The 17,965-nt window shown below is 74.8% G+C and carries 19 protein-coding genes; 6 read left to right on the top strand and 13 right to left on the bottom strand.

Going from position 1 to position 17,965, the window contains the following annotated elements:
- Positions 1-266: 266 nt before the first annotated feature.
- From AC6JBM_RS30795 to AC6JBM_RS30785, 3 genes are read left to right on the top strand one after another with little or no spacing between them, the layout of a single operon-like run.
- The gene (locus AC6JBM_RS30795) at positions 267-1,226 is read left to right on the top strand and encodes a glycosyltransferase family 2 protein (protein WP_497977529.1); all 960 of its coding nucleotides are present in this window, start codon (positions 267-269) and stop codon (positions 1,224-1,226) included.
- Entirely contained in the window at positions 1,223-1,873 is a 651-nt protein-coding gene (locus AC6JBM_RS30790) for a polysaccharide deacetylase family protein (protein ID WP_350609149.1), read from the top strand. The genes AC6JBM_RS30795 and AC6JBM_RS30790 overlap by 4 nt, the downstream gene beginning before the upstream one ends.
- Positions 1,874-1,879: 6 nt before the next feature.
- On the top strand, positions 1,880-2,680 hold the full coding sequence (locus AC6JBM_RS30785; protein ID WP_350609151.1) for an AfsR/SARP family transcriptional regulator: 801 nt from the start codon (positions 1,880-1,882) through the stop codon (positions 2,678-2,680).
- Between the two features lie 12 nt (positions 2,681-2,692).
- Here the strand turns inward: AC6JBM_RS30785 and AC6JBM_RS30780 are convergent, their stop codons facing one another.
- From AC6JBM_RS30780 to AC6JBM_RS30760, 5 genes are all read right to left on the bottom strand, one after another.
- Positions 2,693-3,319 (bottom strand): class I SAM-dependent methyltransferase, encoded by a 627-nt coding sequence (locus tag AC6JBM_RS30780; RefSeq protein WP_497977528.1) that lies wholly within the window; start codon positions 3,317-3,319, stop codon positions 2,693-2,695.
- A 10-nt stretch (positions 3,320-3,329) separates the two neighbouring features.
- Positions 3,330-5,177 (bottom strand): glycosyltransferase, encoded by a 1,848-nt coding sequence (locus AC6JBM_RS30775; RefSeq protein ID WP_497977527.1) that lies wholly within the window; start codon positions 5,175-5,177, stop codon positions 3,330-3,332.
- A 78-nt stretch (positions 5,178-5,255) separates the two neighbouring features.
- The gene (locus tag AC6JBM_RS30770; protein ID WP_497977526.1) at positions 5,256-5,633 is read right to left on the bottom strand and encodes a cupin domain-containing protein; all 378 of its coding nucleotides are present in this window, start codon (positions 5,631-5,633) and stop codon (positions 5,256-5,258) included.
- Between the two features lie 79 nt (positions 5,634-5,712).
- Positions 5,713-6,648 carry a LipP1 family hormone-sensitive lipase gene (lipP1, locus tag AC6JBM_RS30765; RefSeq protein ID WP_497977525.1) on the bottom strand — a complete coding sequence of 312 codons (936 nt, stop codon included), beginning with the start codon at positions 6,646-6,648 and terminating at the stop codon, positions 5,713-5,715.
- Positions 6,648-7,238: a GDSL-type esterase/lipase family protein gene (locus AC6JBM_RS30760; RefSeq protein ID WP_497977524.1), complete on the bottom strand. Its 591-nt coding sequence runs from the start codon at positions 7,236-7,238 to the stop codon at positions 6,648-6,650. The genes lipP1 and AC6JBM_RS30760 overlap by 1 nt, the downstream gene beginning before the upstream one ends.
- A gap of 68 nt (positions 7,239-7,306) precedes the next feature.
- Between AC6JBM_RS30760 and AC6JBM_RS30755 the strand changes: the two genes are divergently transcribed.
- The 3 genes from AC6JBM_RS30755 to AC6JBM_RS30745 are packed head-to-tail and all read left to right on the top strand — an operon-like array spanning position 7,307 to position 10,256.
- Entirely contained in the window at positions 7,307-8,413 is a 1,107-nt protein-coding gene (locus AC6JBM_RS30755; protein WP_497977523.1) for an alpha-hydroxy acid oxidase, read from the top strand.
- Positions 8,413-9,651, top strand: coding sequence for an aminotransferase-like domain-containing protein (locus AC6JBM_RS30750; protein ID WP_497977522.1), 1,239 nt, complete (start codon positions 8,413-8,415; stop codon positions 9,649-9,651). Before AC6JBM_RS30755 ends, AC6JBM_RS30750 begins: the two co-directional genes overlap by 1 nt.
- Positions 9,648-10,256 (top strand): 4'-phosphopantetheinyl transferase family protein, encoded by a 609-nt coding sequence (locus AC6JBM_RS30745; protein WP_497977521.1) that lies wholly within the window; start codon positions 9,648-9,650, stop codon positions 10,254-10,256. The genes AC6JBM_RS30750 and AC6JBM_RS30745 overlap by 4 nt, the downstream gene beginning before the upstream one ends.
- Here the strand turns inward: AC6JBM_RS30745 and AC6JBM_RS30740 are convergent.
- The 8 genes from AC6JBM_RS30740 to AC6JBM_RS30705 are packed head-to-tail and all read right to left on the bottom strand — an operon-like array spanning position 10,237 to position 17,955.
- On the bottom strand, positions 10,237-10,998 hold the full coding sequence (locus tag AC6JBM_RS30740; RefSeq protein WP_497977520.1) for a 2-hydroxy-acid oxidase: 762 nt from the start codon (positions 10,996-10,998) through the stop codon (positions 10,237-10,239). The two genes, AC6JBM_RS30745 and AC6JBM_RS30740, sit on opposite strands and share 20 nt — an antisense overlap.
- Entirely contained in the window at positions 10,995-11,279 is a 285-nt protein-coding gene (locus tag AC6JBM_RS30735; RefSeq protein ID WP_350609171.1) for an acyl carrier protein, read from the bottom strand. Before AC6JBM_RS30735 ends, AC6JBM_RS30740 begins: the two co-directional genes overlap by 4 nt.
- 26 nt (positions 11,280-11,305) lie before the next feature.
- The gene (locus tag AC6JBM_RS30730) at positions 11,306-12,229 is read right to left on the bottom strand and encodes a 3-oxoacyl-[acyl-carrier-protein] synthase III C-terminal domain-containing protein (RefSeq protein ID WP_497977519.1); all 924 of its coding nucleotides are present in this window, start codon (positions 12,227-12,229) and stop codon (positions 11,306-11,308) included.
- Entirely contained in the window at positions 12,226-13,605 is a 1,380-nt protein-coding gene (locus AC6JBM_RS30725) for a condensation domain-containing protein (RefSeq protein WP_497977518.1), read from the bottom strand. The genes AC6JBM_RS30730 and AC6JBM_RS30725 overlap by 4 nt, the downstream gene beginning before the upstream one ends.
- On the bottom strand, positions 13,598-15,229 hold the full coding sequence (locus tag AC6JBM_RS30720; RefSeq protein ID WP_497977517.1) for a class I adenylate-forming enzyme family protein: 1,632 nt from the start codon (positions 15,227-15,229) through the stop codon (positions 13,598-13,600). Before AC6JBM_RS30720 ends, AC6JBM_RS30725 begins: the two co-directional genes overlap by 8 nt.
- 11 nt (positions 15,230-15,240) lie before the next feature.
- Positions 15,241-16,011, bottom strand: a complete 771-nt coding sequence (locus tag AC6JBM_RS30715) for an SDR family NAD(P)-dependent oxidoreductase (protein ID WP_497977516.1) — start codon at positions 16,009-16,011, stop codon at positions 15,241-15,243.
- 1 nt (position 16,012) lies between these two features.
- Positions 16,013-16,993, bottom strand: coding sequence for an alpha-ketoacid dehydrogenase subunit beta (locus tag AC6JBM_RS30710; RefSeq protein ID WP_497977515.1), 981 nt, complete (start codon positions 16,991-16,993; stop codon positions 16,013-16,015).
- Positions 16,990-17,955, bottom strand: a complete 966-nt coding sequence (locus tag AC6JBM_RS30705; protein WP_497977514.1) for a thiamine pyrophosphate-dependent dehydrogenase E1 component subunit alpha — start codon at positions 17,953-17,955, stop codon at positions 16,990-16,992. The genes AC6JBM_RS30710 and AC6JBM_RS30705 overlap by 4 nt, the downstream gene beginning before the upstream one ends.
- Positions 17,956-17,965 lie beyond the last annotated feature (10 nt).

Raw genomic sequence — 17,965 nt, 5'->3', positions numbered from 1 at the left:
TGGCTGGCGTTCACGTAGCGGCGGTAGAGCTCGTGCGTCTCCCGGACGGTGAGCCGCTCGCACTCCCGCAGACCTATCAGGTTGGACATGCCGCGACCGTACTGACGGCACCTCGACGGGATCGGAATCGTTCCTGAATCGACCCTGTACCCGATCTGGACTACCCACCGCAACGCTTGCCCGGGTCGTGATCGGGCCGATACTTTGGGTGCGGCAATGCAGCCATGAGCGTGAATGTCCTTTTGTTCTAAAAAGGAGTTCTGATCATGCGACCGGATGTGTCGGTCATCGTGCCCGCCTTCGACAGCGCACAGACCCTCGGGGCCTGCCTCGCCGCCGTCCGCGCCCAGCGGGAGCCGGTCGCCGAGGTGATCGTCGTCGACGACTGCTCCACCGACGGCACCCGCGAGATCGCCCGCGCCTTCGGCGCCACCGTCGTCGAACAGCCCGAGAACCGCGGCCCGGCCGCGGCGCGCAACGCCGGCATCCGCGCCAGCCGCGGCGACGTGCTGTTCTTCCTCGACGCCGACTGCGCGCCCGAGCCCGACGCGCTCGCCGTGGCCCTGCGCATCCTGCGCGACGAGCCCGACGTCGCCTGCGTGCACGGGATCTACTCGCTGCGGCCGCTCTTCGACGACGGGCCGGTCGAGGCGTACCGCCTGCTGCACGGCCACTACTGGCGGCTCAAGCACGCCGGGCGCGTGCGCACGACCCTCTTCGCGGTGTGCGCGATCCGCCGGTCGGTCTTCGACGAGGTCGGCGGCTTCGACGAGCGGCTGCGCGCGTCCGAGGACGTCGAGGTCGGCGACCGGATGCCGGCCCGGCTCGGGATCGTGCTCAGCCCCGCGATGGTGTGCCGGCACGACGACGACAGCCGGCTCCTCGCGCTGCTGCGCAAACAGTTCCGCCGCTCGCAGCTGCTCCTGCCGGTCGCCCGGCACGAGCGAGGCCCGGCCGGCATCCGGGCGAACTCCGTGGCCACCGTCGGCCTCGCCGGCCTGACCGCGGTGGCCCTGCCGCTCGCCGCGCTGTGGGCGTGGGCGCCGCTGCTGGCGTTCCTCGGGTTCGCCGTGGCCGATCCGGGGCTGCTGCGGTTCGTGGTACGGCACCGGGGACCCGCCTTCGCGGTGTACTTCTTCGCCGTACACCTGCTGGTCGTCTGGTCCGTGCTGGCCGGCGCCCTCGTCGGCGCGCTGCGCCCGTCGCCGTTGCTGGAGCCCGCATGAAGCCGGCCGTGGTCCTGCACTACGCGTGGTTCGCGGCCCGGGCGCTCGGCGTCCTGCGGCCGCGGCTGGGCCCCGTCTTCCGGGTCGAGGGGCGCGCGGTCGCGCTGACCGTCGACGACGGCCCCCACCCCGAGTGGACCCCGCCGCTGCTGGACCTGCTGGCCCGCCACGACGTCCGGGCCACCTTCTTCCTCATCGGCGACCGCGTCCGGGAGCGCCCCGACCTCGCGCGCCGCGTCGCCGACGCCGGTCACGTGCTGGGCAACCACTCGATGACGCACCCGCACCCGTTCGCGGCGCTCACCCCCGGCTCGATCGAGGACGAGATCGCCGGCGCCCAGGACGCGGTCGTCGAGGCGACGGGAGTCGTACCGCGGGTCTTCCGCGCCCCCTCGGGGAACTGGTCACCGGCGGTGCTGCGCGCCGCGGCCCGCCACCGCCTCACCCCCGTCGACTGGGCCGTCAACCCGAGCGACTGGCGCAGCCCCGGCACCGCGCACATCGAGCGCGTGCTGTCCCGCAGCCGCCCGGGCCACATCATGCTCTGCCACGACGGGGGCGGCGACCGGTCGCAGACCATCGCCGCGCTCGCCCAAGTGCTCCCGCGCCTGCGCGCGCGGGGCCTGACCTTCGCGACTTTGGGGTGAGCGGCTGTGTCTGATCTTTCGATCTCGCTGTTAGGTCCCGTCCGGGCCCGCCGCGGTCCCGCCGCGCTGTACCTGGGCACGCCGCGGCAGCGGGAGGTGCTGGCCGTGCTGGCCCTGCGCTCCGGCATGGTGATGTCGGTGGCGCAGGTCGTCGACGCCGTCTGGGGCCCGCGCCGGCCCACGTCCGTGGAGAACATGGTCCACACCTACATCGGCCGGCTGCGCCGCGCCCTGGAGCCGGTGCGGGAGAAGCCCTCCCGCGCGACGGTCCTGTGCTCGACCCGGCCCGGCTACACGCTCGTGCTGCCCGGCTCCGCCATCGACGTCAACCTGTTCGAGCAGGACATCCGCCGGGCGCGCACCGCCCGGGCGGCCGGTCGCCTGCCCGACGCCCTCGTGTCGTTCCAGTCCGCCGTGGCCCGCTGGAGCGGCCCGCCCCTGCACGAGGCGACGGGCCCCCTCGCCCTCGGCGAGCGGACCCGGCTCGTGGAGCTGCACCAGGACGTGCTCGAGGAGATCGCCGGCGTGCGGCTGCTGCTCGGCGACGACGAGAACCTGGTCTCGGAGCTGCGCTGGATGCTGGCCGAGCAGCCGATGCGCGAGCGCCTGTGGGAGCTGCTGCTGGTGGCCCTGGGCCAGTCCTCCCGCCGCGCGGAGGCGCTGACCGCCTTCCAGGACGCGCGCGTGACGCTGGCGGACCGGCTCGGCGTGGAGCCGGGCCACCAGCTGCAGGACCTGCACCGCCGCCTGCTGCGCAGCGAGCCGGTGGGCGTGCGCCCGTGGTGGAACAGCCGGATCCCGGCCTGAGCGCACGCCGGGTCAGGCCCGGACCACGGGCGACTTGAGCACCAGGAACGCGCCGGACGGCCCGTCGCCGAGCCGGGCCGGAACCTCGCGGTCGACCGGCACGCCGCAGCCGCGCACGAGCTCGACCACGTCCCGCGCCTGCTCGACCGAGTGGATCTGCACCACGATCCGCCCGCGGTCGCTGAGCAGCCCGGGCAGGCGCAGCAGCAGGTCGCGGGACTCCTGCGGGGTGAGGTAGTACAGCACCTCGCGGAGCAGGATCGCGTCGTAGCGCTCGTCCGTCGTGAACGTGCGGATGTCGGCGACCTCGAACGACGTGTGCGGCCGGTCGAGGCGGCGGGCCTGGGCGATCGCGGCCCGGCTCACGTCGACGCCGTGGTAGTGGCGGTAGCGGCCCGCGGGCAGGGGCATGTTGGCGCTGCTGCCGCAGCCGAGGTCGAGGATCGTGGGCCGCGGGGCCCAGGTCTCGACCAGCGCGAGCGGCATCTCGCCGTCGCTGAGGCGGTCGAGGTAGCGCCAGAAGCCCAGTTTGTACTGCAGGTCCCAGACGATCGAGTTGATGCGCGGGTTGGGGCGGATGTAGCGCTCGACCGGGGCGCGCAGCAGACGCGACACGCGGGCCAGCACGGCGTTCAGCACGGGGACTCCTCTACGTGGGGACGTTCAGGGCGGGCCGGCGGCGGTGCATCAGCTCGGCGGTCACGAGGCCGCCCGCGCCGACCAGCATTTCGCTCAGGGAGCAGACCAGGCGGCTGGCCAGGACCACCGACGTCGCCACCGAGAACGGCAGCACCGTCACCAGGCCGACCATGACCACCGCCTCGCGCACGCCCAGGCCGTCCGGCGCCACGAGCACCACCACGCCCGCGACCGCGCCCGCGGCGAAGCCGCCGATGCACAGCAGGTACGACGAGGCCGGGGGCGCGCCCGCCACCACCGCCAGCAGCCACAGGTGGTGGCCCGACACGATCCACGACAGCGTCTGCGCGGCCAGTGCCCGGCGCATGCCACGGTCCGACGCGAGCACCTCCGGCGGTGGCCGGCGCAGCACCCGCGAGGCGAACCCGAGGACCGTGTTGAACAGGGCGGGACGGACCAGGAGCGCCGCGACCGGGACGGCCGCCAGCAGCAGCCAGCCGAAGCGCCCGCCGGCCAGGCCCGGCCCCGCGGCGATCCCCACGGTCAGGCCGGTCAGCGCGACCACGCCCCAGCTCAGGACGAACAGGCCGGCCAGCCGCACGGGGCCGACGTCCACCTCGCGGCCCATGCGCAGCAGGACCGGCAGGGCGATGAAGCGGCCCGGCAGGAACTTCGTCAGGAAGCCCACGAAGAACAGCCGGCTCGACGTCCACCCGCTCACCCGCGCGCCCAGGTCGGCGAAGAGCGCGCGCCAGGAGACGAGGCCGAGGACCAGGCCGGCGGCGTTGAGCAGCGCGGCCAGGCCGAGGACGGCCGCGACGCGCGCGGCGCCGAGGTGCCCGGCCAGGTCGCGGGCCGGGGCCCAGTCCTGCGCGCCGAGGAACAGCGCCAGCCCCACGGCCAGGGCGACCCCGAACAGGGCCGTGAACGCCTGGTGGAGGCGGCGGGTGCCGAGCGCCATGCCGGCGAACTCGACGACGTGGGTGAGGTACCGGATCAGCACGAACGAGGGCCCGTAGCGCAGCACGGACCGGTCGAGCACCAGGAAGCCCAGCAGCGCCAGGACCGGCACGAACGCGAACGCGGGCCGCCACAGCGCCAGGCCGATCCCCGGCAGGGTCAGGGCGGCCGAGACCATCGTGGCGACCGCGGCCACGTCGATGCCGCGGCGCCGGCGCACGGACGGGGCGGAGATCGTCGTCGCGTACGTGCGGGCGCGGCGGAACACCTCCCGCAGGTACGGCACCAGCCGGTCGGTGTCGTCGTGGAACCCGACCACCGCCGCGCTCATCCGGATCTCCCACACGTCCGGCAGGCGGGTGCCCCACTCGACGTCCTCGGCGTCGCGCAGCGACTCGTCGAAGCCGCCGACGGCCGCCCAGGCCTCGCGGCGCACCGCGGTGATCGCGAACAGCGTCGCGTCGACGACCCCCGCCCGGCGGCTGCGCCAGTGGTGCTCGGCCCGCGTCTTGTACGCCGCGACCGGCCCGCCACCGGGGAACATCGGCCGGTCCGCGTAGATGCCCTGCACGACGCCGCAGGACGGGTGCCGCTCGAGCTCCTCGACCGCGTTCGCCAGCGCGTCCGGCGCCGGCGCGACGTCGGAGTCGACGAACATCAGCACGTCCCCGGTCGCCAGCTCGGCGCCCCGGTTGCGCGCGTGCGACACGCCGCGGTTGACCGCGAGCCGCAGGAGCCGGATGTCGTACCGCGCCGCGATGGCCGGTGACCCGTCGGTGCTCGCGTCGTCGACGACGATGACCTCGGCCGGGGGCACCGTCTGCGCGAACACCGCGTCGAGGCACGCCGCGAGCGACCGTTCCTTGTCGAAGTTGGCAATGATGACTGAGACGCGCACGGCCCGACGCTATCGGCGCCACATCGACCGGACCTCGACGCGACCTTGACTACGCAGCGTTCACCCCGGGTGAAGCGGTCAGGACCGGGCGGCCCGGCGGGAGGCCCGCTCGGCGAGTTCGTCCTCGTCGACGAGGGTGAGCATCGGCGTGCCCGGCTCGCAGAGCATCGTCACCGTGAAGCGGACCGGGACGTCGGGACGGTTGTTGGCGTCCTGGTAGTGGATGACGTCGCCGCCGGGTTCCCAGAAGACCTCGCCCTCGCGCAGCACCCGGGCGGGGGAGCCCTCGAGCTCGAACACCAGCTCGCCGGACAGGACGTAGCCGAATGCGGGGCCGGAGTGGCGGTGCGGCGGCGTGCCGGGAGAGCCCGGCGGGTGCTCGACGACGATCGTCATCGCGTGCGCGCCGTCCGGGATGCGCGGCGGCGAGACCTCCTGGAGCGTGGTGATCGGCATGGGGGGCTGCCTACCCGGTCGTGCCTGAGGTACACAGGCCGTGGCCGTCCTCGTCCTCCCGGCCCCGGCGCTGGAGAGGTCACTCCTCGAACCACACCCGCAGCTGCTTCGCCGCCTGCGCCTGCGCGACCTTGCCGGCCTCGAGCGAGCCGGCCATGGCGAAGAACCCGTGGATCATGCCCTCGTAGCGGGTCACCGCGGCCGGCACGCCCTCCTGGGCCAGCCGGGCCGCGTACCGCTCGCCCTGGTCGCGCAGCGGGTCGTACTCGGCGGTGATGACCAGCGCCGGCGGCAGCCCCGCGAGGCTCTCGGCCTGCAGCGGCGAGGCGAGCGGGTTGTAGGCGTCGTCGGGGTCGGCGAGGTAGTGCCCGCGATACCAGGCCACCGAGTGGTGGTTGAACAGGTAGGTGTCGTCGTTGGCGCGCATCGACTCGTCGTCGGCGGTCTGGTCGGTGTTCGGGTAGACCAGCAGCTGCCCGGCGAGGGCCGGGCCGCCCGCCTCCTGCGCCATGAGGGTGATGCCCGCGGCCAGGTTGCCGCCCGCGCTGTCGCCGCCGACGGCCACGCGGGCCGGGTCGGCGCCGAGCGTGGCCGCGTTGGCGATCACCCACTCGGTCGCGGCCCAGCAGTCCTCGACCGCGGCCGGGAACGGGTGCTCGGGCGCGAGCCGGTAGCCGGGCACGGCCACGATGCAGCCGGCCGCGTTGGCCAGGCTGCGGGCGATGCCGTCGGCGGTGTCGACGGTGCCGAGGACCCAGCCGCCGCCGAAGAAGTACATGAGCACGGGCAGGTCCCGGGCGGCGCTGGGGCGGTAGACGCGGACCAGCAGCCGGCCGCCGGGGCCCTCGATCCAGTGCTCGGTGACCTCGTGGACCTTCTCGGGGCTACCGCCGGCGGCCCGGATCGAGGCGAGGTCGGCGGCGCGGGCGGCGTCCAGGCTCATCGTGTAGAGCGGGGCCACCGCGTCGTGCTCCTTGGCGTCGCGCATGGCCTGCACCTGCGGGTCGAGCGGCATCAGCGGAACTCCTCCAGACTCGCGAGGCGGTCGAGCACCGCCGCCGCCGCGATCCTATGGCTGTGCGCGTTTCCGTGCAGCCCGTCCTCGCCGGTGAGGGCCTCCCCGGCGGCGATCGCCGGGTGCCGCGACAGGTCGGCGTGCACGGTGCCGAGCCGGGCCGCGAGCGCGTTGGTGCGCTCCGCGAGCACCGCCATCCGCCGCGCGAAGCCCGTCCCCAGCCAGGCCGGCATCCGCGGGTACTCGCGCATGACGAACACCGAGACCGTGATGACGGTCGCGCCCGCGCGCTGCAGGGGCTCGACGATGCCCGCGAACGCCGCGTCGACCTCGTCCGCGCGGGCCTCGTAGCCGGGCCGCATCGCGTCGTTCGCGCCGCACACCACCATCGCCAGGTCCGGCGCGAACGCGAGGGCCCGTGGAAGTTGCGCGTCGCGGACCTCGGCCGCGCGCAGGTTGCGCACGCCGAGGTTGACGAACGCGTCCGGCTCCAGCGCGTCGCGGACCAGCTCGGCGAAGCCGCCCGGCTCCTGGACCACGCTGTCGCCGAGCGCGCAGTAGCGCCGCCAGGGGGAATATTCCGGTGCCATGTAGGCCTTTCGGCTCATGGAAGAGCGGGCGGGGGTACCGATAGGCTACTGCCTATGAGGCCCCGCCGGTGACACCAGTGCGAAGCGGGCCGCCACTGCTCACCGCGTCGGACTACCGGCACAGCGCCGAGCGGATCGCCGAGCCGGACGTGTGGGACTTCATCGAGGGCGGCGCCGAGGACGAGCGCACCCTGGCGGCCAACCTGCGGGCCTTCGACCGGGTCCGGCTGCGCCCGCGGATGCTCGCCGGGGTCCCGGATGCCGACACCACTGTCTCGCTCTTCGGGACGCGGTATGCGACCCCGATCGGCGTCGCGCCCACCGCCTACCACCGGCTCGTGGACCCCGAGGGCGAGGTCGCGACCGCGCGCGGGGCGGGCGCGGCCGGGGCGCTGTTCGTCGTGGGCATGTTCGCCAGCCGCACCGTCGAGGACGTCGCCGAGGCGTCCACGTCCGGGCTGTGGCTCCAGCTGTACTGGCTGCGCCGCCGCGACGTGATGCGCGCCCTCGCCGAGCGGGCCGAGCGGGCCGGCTACGGCGCCCTCATGCTCACCGTCGACGTCCCCCGCATGGGCCGGCGCTGGCGCGACATGCGCAACGGCTTCGTCATCGGCGGCGGGGTCGCCGCGGTCAACATCGACCCGGCCGTGATGGCCTCCGCGCACGAGCGCGACGCCGGCAGCTCCGCGATCGCCAGGCACACCGCGGACGCGTTCGACCCGACGCTGACCTGGTCCGACCTCGCCTGGCTGCGCTCCTGCACCCGGCTGCCGCTGGTGCTCAAGGGCATCCTGACCGCCGAGGACGCCGTGCTGGCGGCCGAGCACGGCGCCGACGCGATCGTGGTGTCCAACCACGGCGGCCGCCAGCTCGACGGCGCCGTCGCGAGCCTCGACGCGCTCACCGAGGTCGTGGACGCCGTCGGCGACCGGCTCCCGGTGCTCTTCGACGGCGGGGTCCGCCGCGGCGCCGACGCCCTCGCCGCGCTCGCGCTCGGCGCCCGGATGGTGCTGCTGGGCCGGCCGCCGCTGTGGGGCCTCGCGGCCGGCGGCGCCGACGGCGTGGCGGGGCTCCTGCGCGCGATGACCGAGGAGCTCGAGCACGCCATGGTGCTGTCCGGCCGCCCGGCGCTGGACGCCCTCGACCGCTCGCTCGTGCGTACAGGAGGCGTCTGATGGTGGTGTTGTCCCGCGAGCAGCTGCACACGTCGGTCGTCGACCCGGTGTCGGCGTCGATGAACTTCCTCAACGAGGTCGCCGGGCGCTATCCCGAGGCGATCTCGCTGGCCGCGGGGCGCCCGTTCGACGAGTTCCACACGCCGTCCGACATCGACAAGCACCTGCAGGCGTTCCGGGCCAACCGGCCGGTGCTCATGCAGTACGGGCGGACGAACGGCCACATCGGCGACCTCATCGCCCGGATGCTCGAGGTGGACGAGAACATCCAGGTCCCGGCGGCGGCGGTGATGGTGACGACCGGCTGCCAGGAGGCGATGATCATCGCCCTGCGCGGCCTGTGCGCCGGCCCGGACGACGTGGTGCTCGCGGCCGAGCCGTGCTACGTCGGGCTGACCGGTGCCGCGCGCATCCTCGGCGTCGAGGTCGTCGGCGTGCCGGAGTCGCCCGACGGGCTGCGGCCCGAGACCGTGCGGGAGGTCGCCGCGGCCACCCGGGCCCGGGGCAAGCACCCCCGCGCGCTGTACCTGGTGCCGAACTTCGCCAACCCCTCCGGCGTCTCGCTGCCCGTGCCGGTGCGGCGGGCCCTGCTGGCCGCGGCCGCCGACGAGGACCTGCTGATCCTCGAGGACGATCCCTACGGGCTGTTCGGCCTCGACGACGAGCCCCGCCCCACCCTCAAGAGCCTCGACAACGACCAGCGGGTCGTCTACCTCGGCTCCTTCGCCAAGTCCTACTTCCCCGGCGCCCGCCTCGGCTACCTCGTCGCCGACCAGCCCGTCGTCGACGCCGCCGGCCGGCACACCCTGCTCGCCGAGGAGCTGTCGACGGTGAAGAGCATGCTCACCGTCAACACCTCCGCGCTGTCCCAGGCGGTCGTCGGGGGCATGCTCATCGACGCCGGCTACAGCCTGCGCGCCGTGAACCAGGCGAAGATCGCGTTCTACCGGCACAACCTGCGCACGCTCCTGGCCGCGCTGGAGCGCCACTTCGCGGGCACCCCGGTGCGCTGGAACAGCCCGAGCGGCGGCTTCTTCGTCGTCTGCGACGTGCCCGCCGACGCGTCCGAGGAGCTGCTGGAGCGCTCGGCCCAGGACTACGGCGTGCTCTGGACCCCGATGCGCTTCTTCTACGTCGGCGGCGGCGGCGAACGGGCGCTGCGGCTGTCCTGCAGCGCCCTGGAGCCGGCCCGGATCGAGGAGGGCGTGCGGCGCCTGGCCGCCCTGCTGCTGCGGTGACCGCGGTCGTCGACGTCTGGCTGGTCGACACCCGCACCCCGTTCGAGTCCACACTGGACGCGCGGGAGCTACGGCGGCGCGACGCGCTGCGCCTGGCCGAGGACCGCCGGCGGTTCGACGCCGCGCACTCGGCCCTGCGCCGGATCCTCGAGCCGCGGGTCGGCGCGGTGCGCTGGAGCCGCGGCCCCAACGGCAAGCCGCACCTCGCCGGGGAAGGGTGCCAGGTGAACCTGTCGCACGCGGGGGAGTGGGCGGCGATCGCGGTCACGGACGCGCGGCCCGTCGGCGTGGACCTGCAGGACGCGGTCGCCGGGCTCGACTACGCGGCGATGGCGCGCCGGTTCTTCCCGCCCGCCGAGGCCGAGCTCGTCGCCGCGCGCGGGGCGGAGGCGTTCGCGCTGCTGTGGGCGCGCAAGGAGGCGGTGGTGAAGGCGGCCGGGGACCGGCTCACCCGCGGCCTGCTGCTGCCCGTGGCCGGGGACCCGCCGCCGGCCGTCACCCACGACGGCACCGGCTACACCCTCGCCGACCTCGAGGCGCCGGACGGATTCCGGGCCGCGGTCGCGCTCGCCGGCCCGGAGCCGTTCAGCATCCGAAGGCACTGACGCAGAGGTACCCCAGCGCCGGGTCGAAGTCCGCGACCACCGCGGGACCGTCCACCGACGCGAGGGCCTCCCAGACGCCCGTCATCGGCTGCGCGGGATCGGCGAGCACGACCCGGTCGGCCTTCACCCCGACGCCGGCGAGGTGCCCGCCCAGCACGACGGTCGCGTCGCCGACCTCGCCGAGCAGGTCCACCACGTCGTGCGGGCCGGCCCCGCGCACGATCCGCGGCCGCGCGACCTCCACAGTGGACGGCCCCAGGTGCAGGGCGACCGCGCAGTGCTCGGCCGGCACCTCGGTGGGCACGCCCGGCTCGTACGGCAGCACCGACTGCTCGGCCACGACGAGCAGCGCCCGCTCGTACGTGCCGGACAAGGCGTAGTCGCGCAGCAGCCGCAGCGCGGTGTGCGCCCCCGCGCGGCCCTGGTCCGAGACGGACAGGGCCATCGGGGCGCCCGGGCACACGTGGCTGAGCCAGGTCGCCGTCGCGCGGCCGGGCTCGACGTCGGGGATGTCGTACGCGAGCACCAGCGCGTCCACCGGCTCCCGCGGCAGCAGCGCCGCGGCCATCTCGCCGTAGGACTGCCCGCCCGCCATGCCGCCCGGCGCGCCCAGCGCGTACGGCTCCAGCAGGTCGCCGAGGTAGGTGGCCAGGCGCGCGGCGTGCCCCGGGTCGCCGGCCTGCCCGGCCGGCTCGGAGAACCGCCGCGCCACCGCGCGCCGCAGACCCCAGACTGGGCTCACTCCTCGTCCAGCAGGTTGCCCGCGACGTAGCTCGCGAGCGTCCCGACCGTCTCGAAGTCGTCGCGGCCGAGGTCCTCGACGCTGATCTCCCGCTCCAGGCGGTCCTCCAGCTCCAGCACCAGCTCCAGGCCGGTCGTCGAGCTCATGCCCAGGTCGTCCATGAGCGTGGTGCCCTCGGACGCGTCGGGCACCTCCCGCTTGAGCACGCGGGGCAGCAGGGCGCAGATCGTCTCCACGACGTGCTCGCGCAGCGCCGGATCGATGGTCGCGGTGTCGGACACGGCAGTTCCTCCAGAGTGCGGGCTGATCAGTGCTCGAAGACCATGGCGGAGAACGTGGCGCCGCGGCCGGCCCCGGCGGCGGCGATCACGTAGCGGTCCCCGGGCCGCAGCAGGCCGCGCTCGACCGCGGTCCGGTGGTTGATGAACGCGTCGGCGCAGAAGATGTGGCCGATGGCGGCGACGTGCTCCAGCAGCACCCGGTCGAGCGGGAACCCGATCCGCTTGCAGGTGCGCTGCCAGGCGACCTGGTTCACGTTGTGCGGCAGGATCACCGCGATGTCGTCGAGCCCGAGCCCGGCCCGGGCCACCGCGGCGGTGACGGCCTCGCCGAGCGCGTCGTGGTAGATGCGCTGGAACTCCTGCGCGACCTCGTCGAGGTCCCCGTCGAACTCGCCGCGCAGCCGGGCCACGTAGGCCAGCAGCCGGTCCCGCTCGCCCGACGCGGCCACGAGGCAGGCCGCCGCCCCCTCGCCGAACATCGAGGTCTCCGGCACGAACCGGGCCTCGCCGGTGAACGCCTTCTCCCCGGCCAGCACGATCGCCAGCCCGTCGTCGCCGTCGGCCGCGAGCAGGCGCCCGGCGAGGTCGATGGCCAGCAGCCCGGACGCGCACGCCTGCTGCCCGACCGCGAACGCCTGCGCGTGGCCGAGGCCCACCGCGGCGAGCGCGTCGTGCAGGGGATTGCGGGGGTACGGCACGACGACCGGGAACGTCCGGGCGTAGAGCACGTACCGGACCCGGGCCCGCTGCTCCTCGCGCAGCGCGAGGTCCTCCAGGGCCAGCCGCAGCAGCCCGGTCAGCGACTCGTCCGAGCGGGCCGCGGCGCCGAGCTTGTGGTAGCGGCGGAACACCCGCACCTGCATCGGCGTGAGGTCGAACTCCTCGGCGTAGGACTCGATGGAGACCCGCGCCTCGGGCACGAAGGTGCCGATCCCGGCCAGCGTCGTCATGGCGTCTCCTCCAGCATCGCGATCGCCTCCCGCACGGCGAGCTCCTCGGCCCGCCGCAGCAGCGCCTCGGCCCCGGCGGCGGACAGGCGGGCGGTGTCGGTGAACACGGTCAGCAGCAGCCCGCCGGAGTCTTCACCGTCGTCGTCGATGTCGACGCTGAGCGGGTCGAACGGGTCGTCCTGCTCGACCGTCCAGCGCAGGGCGCCGGGGGCCGCGGCCAGCAGCGCGGCGGCGTCCGGCACCGGCCCGCTGAAGCCCTGCCGGGTGGCGATCCGGCGGTCGTTGCACCACAGCCCGGCGTCGGGGTCGGCCCCGGCCCGCTCGTACAGGGCGGCGACGGCGTCCGGGTCCACGTAGGCGTACTTGTACGCGGCCATCGCCGCGACCCCGACCCGCCGCAGCGCCTCGGCGAACGGCTCCCCGGCGACGTCGGCGGCGCAGATGCCGCGCTGGGCCACCATGGCGACCACCCGCTCGAACCCGCGCCGGAACCGGTTGCTCACCATCGGCCGCAGCACCGCCGGCCCGTCGCCGGGCAGCGCCTGCGCGAGCAGCGCCATGAGCACCTGCGAGGAGTCGACGTCGGCCCGCTCCGACAGCACGTGCACGGCGAGCGGCAGCGCGGTGGTGCGCAACTCCCCGCGCAGGAACCGCCCGGCGGCCGGCGCCGGCTTCGCGGGGAGGCGGGCGATGGTCCGCTCCCAGTGCCGCAGCGCCTTGGCGTTCTGGCGCTGCCCGGCGTCGCTCGCCTGCCACCGCGCCTGCTCGAGGGGCGGCAGGCCGGTGTCGGGATCGGCGTTCGCGCGGCCGGCGACCTCGGCCAGGAACAGCCGCCCGCCGAGGCCGTCGGTGACCAGGTGGGGCATGACCGTGGACAGGTGCGTGGGCGCGCCCCGGTGCCGGACCACGGCCATGCGCACCGGCCACTCCTCGACGAAGTCGAAGGGGCGGGCCCGGTCCCGCGCGTCGAGCGCGATCACGAACGCCTCGGGGTCGGCGTCGTCCGGGCAGTCGTACACGTCGAGGCCGATCGTGCCGCGGTCGGCCACGCTCTGCAGGGGCCGTCCGCCGGCGGTGAACCGCAGCCGGGTGCGCGCCGGCGGGTACCGCCGCATGATCCAGCACAGCTCGTCGGCGACGTCGGCGAGGGTGGTGCCCGGGGCCAGCCGCGACCAGCCGCCGATGGGCAGCCAGGAGCGCTGGCGCAGCATCGTCAGCCAGATCTCGCGCTGGCCCCACGACAGCTCGCCCAGCCCGGCCCCGTCGCCGGTGAACCGCACCGGGATCCGCCGCACGGGCGCCGGCGCGATGCCGGGCGCACCCGCGCCGGGCACCGCGCGCGCGGCCGTGGCTGTGGCCGTCGCCGTGTCAGGCATGCGCCATCGCGGCGAGGTGCCGCTGGCGCATGAGGAACTTGCGCACCTTCCCCGTCGGCCCGACCACGATGTCGTCCTCACCGAAGACGACGACCTTGCGCAGCGTCGCGCCCGCGGCCGCGGTCAGGGCGCCCCGGACCGCCTCGGTGTGGTCCGCCGCCGGGTCGGCCCCGGCGTGCAGGGACAGCAGCACGTCGGTGACGACGGAGCCCTCCGGCGTGCGGGCCGAGACCACGGTGCAGTCGCGCACCTCGGGCACCGCCCGCAGGATCCGCTCCTCCGACATGGCGGTGTAGAGCCACTCGCCGCCGCCGAGGTCGATGGAGTCCACCGCCCGGTCGACGTGGTAGTAGTAGCCCTCCTCGTCGCGGTACATGAGGTCGCCGGTCAGGTAGTAGCCGGCCAGCCGGTTGCGGTAGGTGTTGACGTGGTCGTTCCAGTAGCCGGGGGCGAGCGTCGGCGACTTGAGCCCGAAGTGCCCGACGGAGCCGACCGGCACCTCGGCGCCGGTCTCGGTGTCGAGCAGGGCGACGTCGGCGAAGACGTGCGGGACGCCGACGCAGCGGCCGTAGCGCTCGGTGTCGCTGCGGTGGGTGATGTGGAAGGCGCTGTGGCCCATCTCGGTCGAGCCGAGCCCGTCGACGAAGCTGGAGCCCTTGACCCGCCGCACGCCCTCGCGGGTGACCACGTTGCGGCTGCCGGCGTTGACGAGGTTGCGGATGTGCGGCTCGTGCGCGCAGTCGCCGGTGTTGAACCACAGCGACACCGAGTCGAGCTCGTGCGCCTCCAGGTCGAAGCGGGCCAGCTCGGCCCAGGTGACGGCGAAGCCGAACACGCCGGTCGGCTTCCAGCGCTCGATCGCCTCCAGCACCGCCGCGCCGTCGTCCTGCCGCGACAGGAACGCTAGCTCCGAGCGGTTGCTCAGGGCGTGGTTGATGGTCATGATGCCGGCCGCGTGCGGGGCGGGCAGGGCGCTGAGGATGCGCTCGGTGCCCTGGGCGCGGGGGCCGCTGAGCCGGATGCGGCGGGTGGCGTGGAACAGGCTCGCGTGCGAGTGCACGACGGCGGTCGGCATCCGGGTCGTGCCGGAGGAGTGGGTGATGGCGATCGGGTCGTCCGCGTGGTGCTTGAACGCCACGGGCGCGCCGGCCGGGTCGGCGGTGCCGGTCTCCGCCACGTCGTGCACGGCGAGGCCATGCAGGTCCTGGCCCTCGAGCCGCTCGCGGTGGGCCGCGTCGGTGAGCAGCGCGACGCCGCGCAGCTTGCGGATGTACTCCGCCGCGATGTCCCCGGGAATGTTCGGGTTCATCAGGGCCGGGATGGCGCCGAGCCAGGTCAGGCCCATCCAGTTCAGGAAGCAGTCGGCGGCGCCGCTCACGTAGATGGCGACCGGGTCGCGGCGGCGGATCCCGGCCGCGTGCAGCCACGCGGCGCGGGCCGCGGCGCGGGTGTAGAGCTCGCCGAGGGTGAGCGGGTGCCAGGCCGGGAACCCGTCGACCGGGGTGTCGAACGCCATGCCGGGCCCGTCCAGCGGGGCGCCGTGCTCGATCAGCTTGTGCAGCACGTTGCCGGCCCCGACGCTCGGGTCGGCGGCGAGCGCCGCCCGGATGTTCGCAGCAGCCATGGTGTCTCCCTCTATTTCGCCGACAGGAAGGGCTTCAGGACGACCTCGGTGCCGTCGGCGCGCAGGGCGGGCGGCAACGCGGGGAACTCGTGGCGGGCGGCGGGCCGGCCGGGGATCAGCGCCCAGGCCTCGCCGGTGCCGGCGCCGGCCGCGACCGTCTCGACGGCGGCGGCGACCTCGTCCGGGCTCAGCAACGGGATCTTCTGCTTGCGCAGCAGGCGCCCGGTGATGCCCAGGAACGGGGTGTCGGTGAACCCGGGGCACAGCGCGTTGATCCGCACGCCGCGCGGCGCCAGCGGGGTCGACAGGGCCCGCACGTAGCCGACGACGGCGGCCTTGGTGAGCGCGTAGACCGGGTTGGCCTGCTCCGGCCCGAGCGCGGCCAGCGAGGCGACCGCGACGATCTGCCCGCCGGAGCGCTCCAGGGCCTCCAGGGCGGCGTCCACGCCGAACACGACCCCGTCGAGGTTCACGCCCAGGGCGCGGCGGTACCGGGCGACGTCCACGCCGGGATCGGGCGGCACGTCGGACTGGATGCCCGCGGCGAGTACGAGCAGGTCGAGGGCGCCGTGCGCGTCGAGGGCCCGCGCCACCATGTCCGCGTTGCCGGCCGGGTCGGCGACGTCGGCGCGCACCGCGGTGCCGCCGCACTCCTTCGCCACCCGCTCGGCCGCGTCGAGGTCCAGGTCGGCGACGACGAGCGACCAGCCGGACGCGGCCAGCCGCGCGCAGATCGCGGCCCCGATGCCGCCACCGCCGCCGGTGACGAGTGCGACCGGCATGTCAGGCCTCCTGACCCAGTTTGTTGACGTCCTCGATCGCGGCGCGGAGCTGGGCCCGGCTGGGCTGCAGCGCCAGGTCGAGCTCGCGCGCGAACGGCAGCACGGCCCCGTCGGGGCGGGTCACGCGGCGCGGGGGCGCGACGAGGCGCATCCCCTCCGCGGCCGAGGCGAGGATCTCCCCGGCGATGCCGCAGGAGCGGTTGGAGTCGTCGACGACCACGAGCCGCCCGGTGCGCTCCAGCGACGCGGCGAGGCCCGCCCAGTCGAAGGGGTGCAGGGTGCGGGGGTCGAAGACCTCGACGGAGACGGTACCGGCGAGCTCCTCGGCGACCGCGAGCGCGTCGTGGACGAGATGGCCGACCGCGACCACCGTCACGTCCTCGCCGGCGCGGTGGACGCGGCCCACGCCGAGCGGGATCGGCTCCAGCGTCGCGAAGTCGACGTCGGCCCGCACGCCGACCGCGCCCGCGGGGGCGAAGACCACCACCGGGTCGTCGTCGCGGATCGCGGTCACCAGCAGCCCGTAGGCGTCGGCGGGGGTCGCGGGCACGACGGTCTTCACGCCGACGTGGGCGAAGAGGCTGTACGGGTGGTCGGAGTGCTGGCCCGCCCAGCCGCCCCGGGAGCCGGAGCTGGGCAGCAGGTACGTCACCGGCACCCGCGTCTGCCCGCCGGTCATGAGCGAGAACTTGTGCGCCTGGTTCGCGATCTGCTCGAAGGCCAGGAACAGCAGCGCCGGGATCTGGAACTCGATCAGCGGCCGCTGCCCGGACAGCGCCGCGCCGGTGGCGAAGCTCGTGAACGCCTGCTCGGAGATGGGCATGTCGATGACCCGGTCGGGCCCGAACTTCTTGTGCAGCCCGGTGGTCACGTTGCTCACCGCGACGCGCACGTCCTCGCCGAACACGCACACGGCCGGGTCGCGCTCCATCTCCGACGCGATCGCGCGGTTGAGCGCCTTGAGGTACGACAGGATCGTCATGCCGCACCCGCCCGCACCCGCAGGCCGTCGGCGTAGAGGTGCTCGAGGGCGGTATCGGGGTCCGGCATGGGGCTCTCCTTGGCGAAGCGCACGGCGGCCTCCAGGACGTCCTCGATCTCGGCGTCGACGCGGGCCCGCTCGGCCGGGTCGAGCCGCGCGCCCTGGATCTCCACGGGGTCGCGGGACGTGCCGTCGGCGACCTCGGCGTCGGTGCGGTAGCGGGGCCGGGCCGCGTGCTCCCAGGTGTGGTGGGCGTCGAACCGGTAGGCGACACACTCCACGAGCGACGGTCCCTCGCCGGCCCGGGCGCGCTCGACGGCGACGCGGGTCGCGGCCAGTACACCTTCCGGGTCCGCACCATCCACGGTGGACGCCGGGATGCCGAACGCCTCGGCGCGCCCGGTGATGGTGCCGGCCACCGCCTCCGCGAGGCGGGTGGTGGTGGCGAAGCCGTTGTTCTCGCAGACGAGCACGACCGGCAGCTTCCACAGCGCCGCGAGGTTGAACGTCTCCAGCACCACGCCCTGGCTCACCGCGCCGTCGCCGAAGTAGGTCAGCGCGACCCGGTCCAGGCCGGCGCGGCGGGCGGCCCAGGCGGCCCCGGTGGCGATCGGCACCGCGGCGCCCACGATCGCGTTGGCGCCGAGGATGCCCAGCGAGAAGTCGGCCGCGTGCATGGACCCGCCGCGGCCGCGGTTGAGCCCGGTGGCGCGGCCGGCCAGCTCGGCCATCATCCGCGCCGGGTCCGCCCCCTTGGCCAGCACGTGCCCGTGGCCGCGGTGCGTGCTCGTGATGACGTCGCCGGGCCGCAGCGCGGCGCACGTGCCGGCCGCGATGGCCTCCTGCCCGAGGTACGGGTGGATGCCGCCGACGATCGTGCCGTCCCGGACGAGCTCGACGGCCCGCTCCTCGAAGCGGCGGATCAGGCGGACGGTCCGGTACAGCCCGGCGGCGTCAGTCACGTTCGGTCCC

It is taken from the genome of Dactylosporangium thailandense, assembly GCF_059739745.1.
The sequence above is the reverse complement of the archived record's forward strand: the minus strand, read 5'-3'. Positions and strand labels throughout refer to the sequence as shown.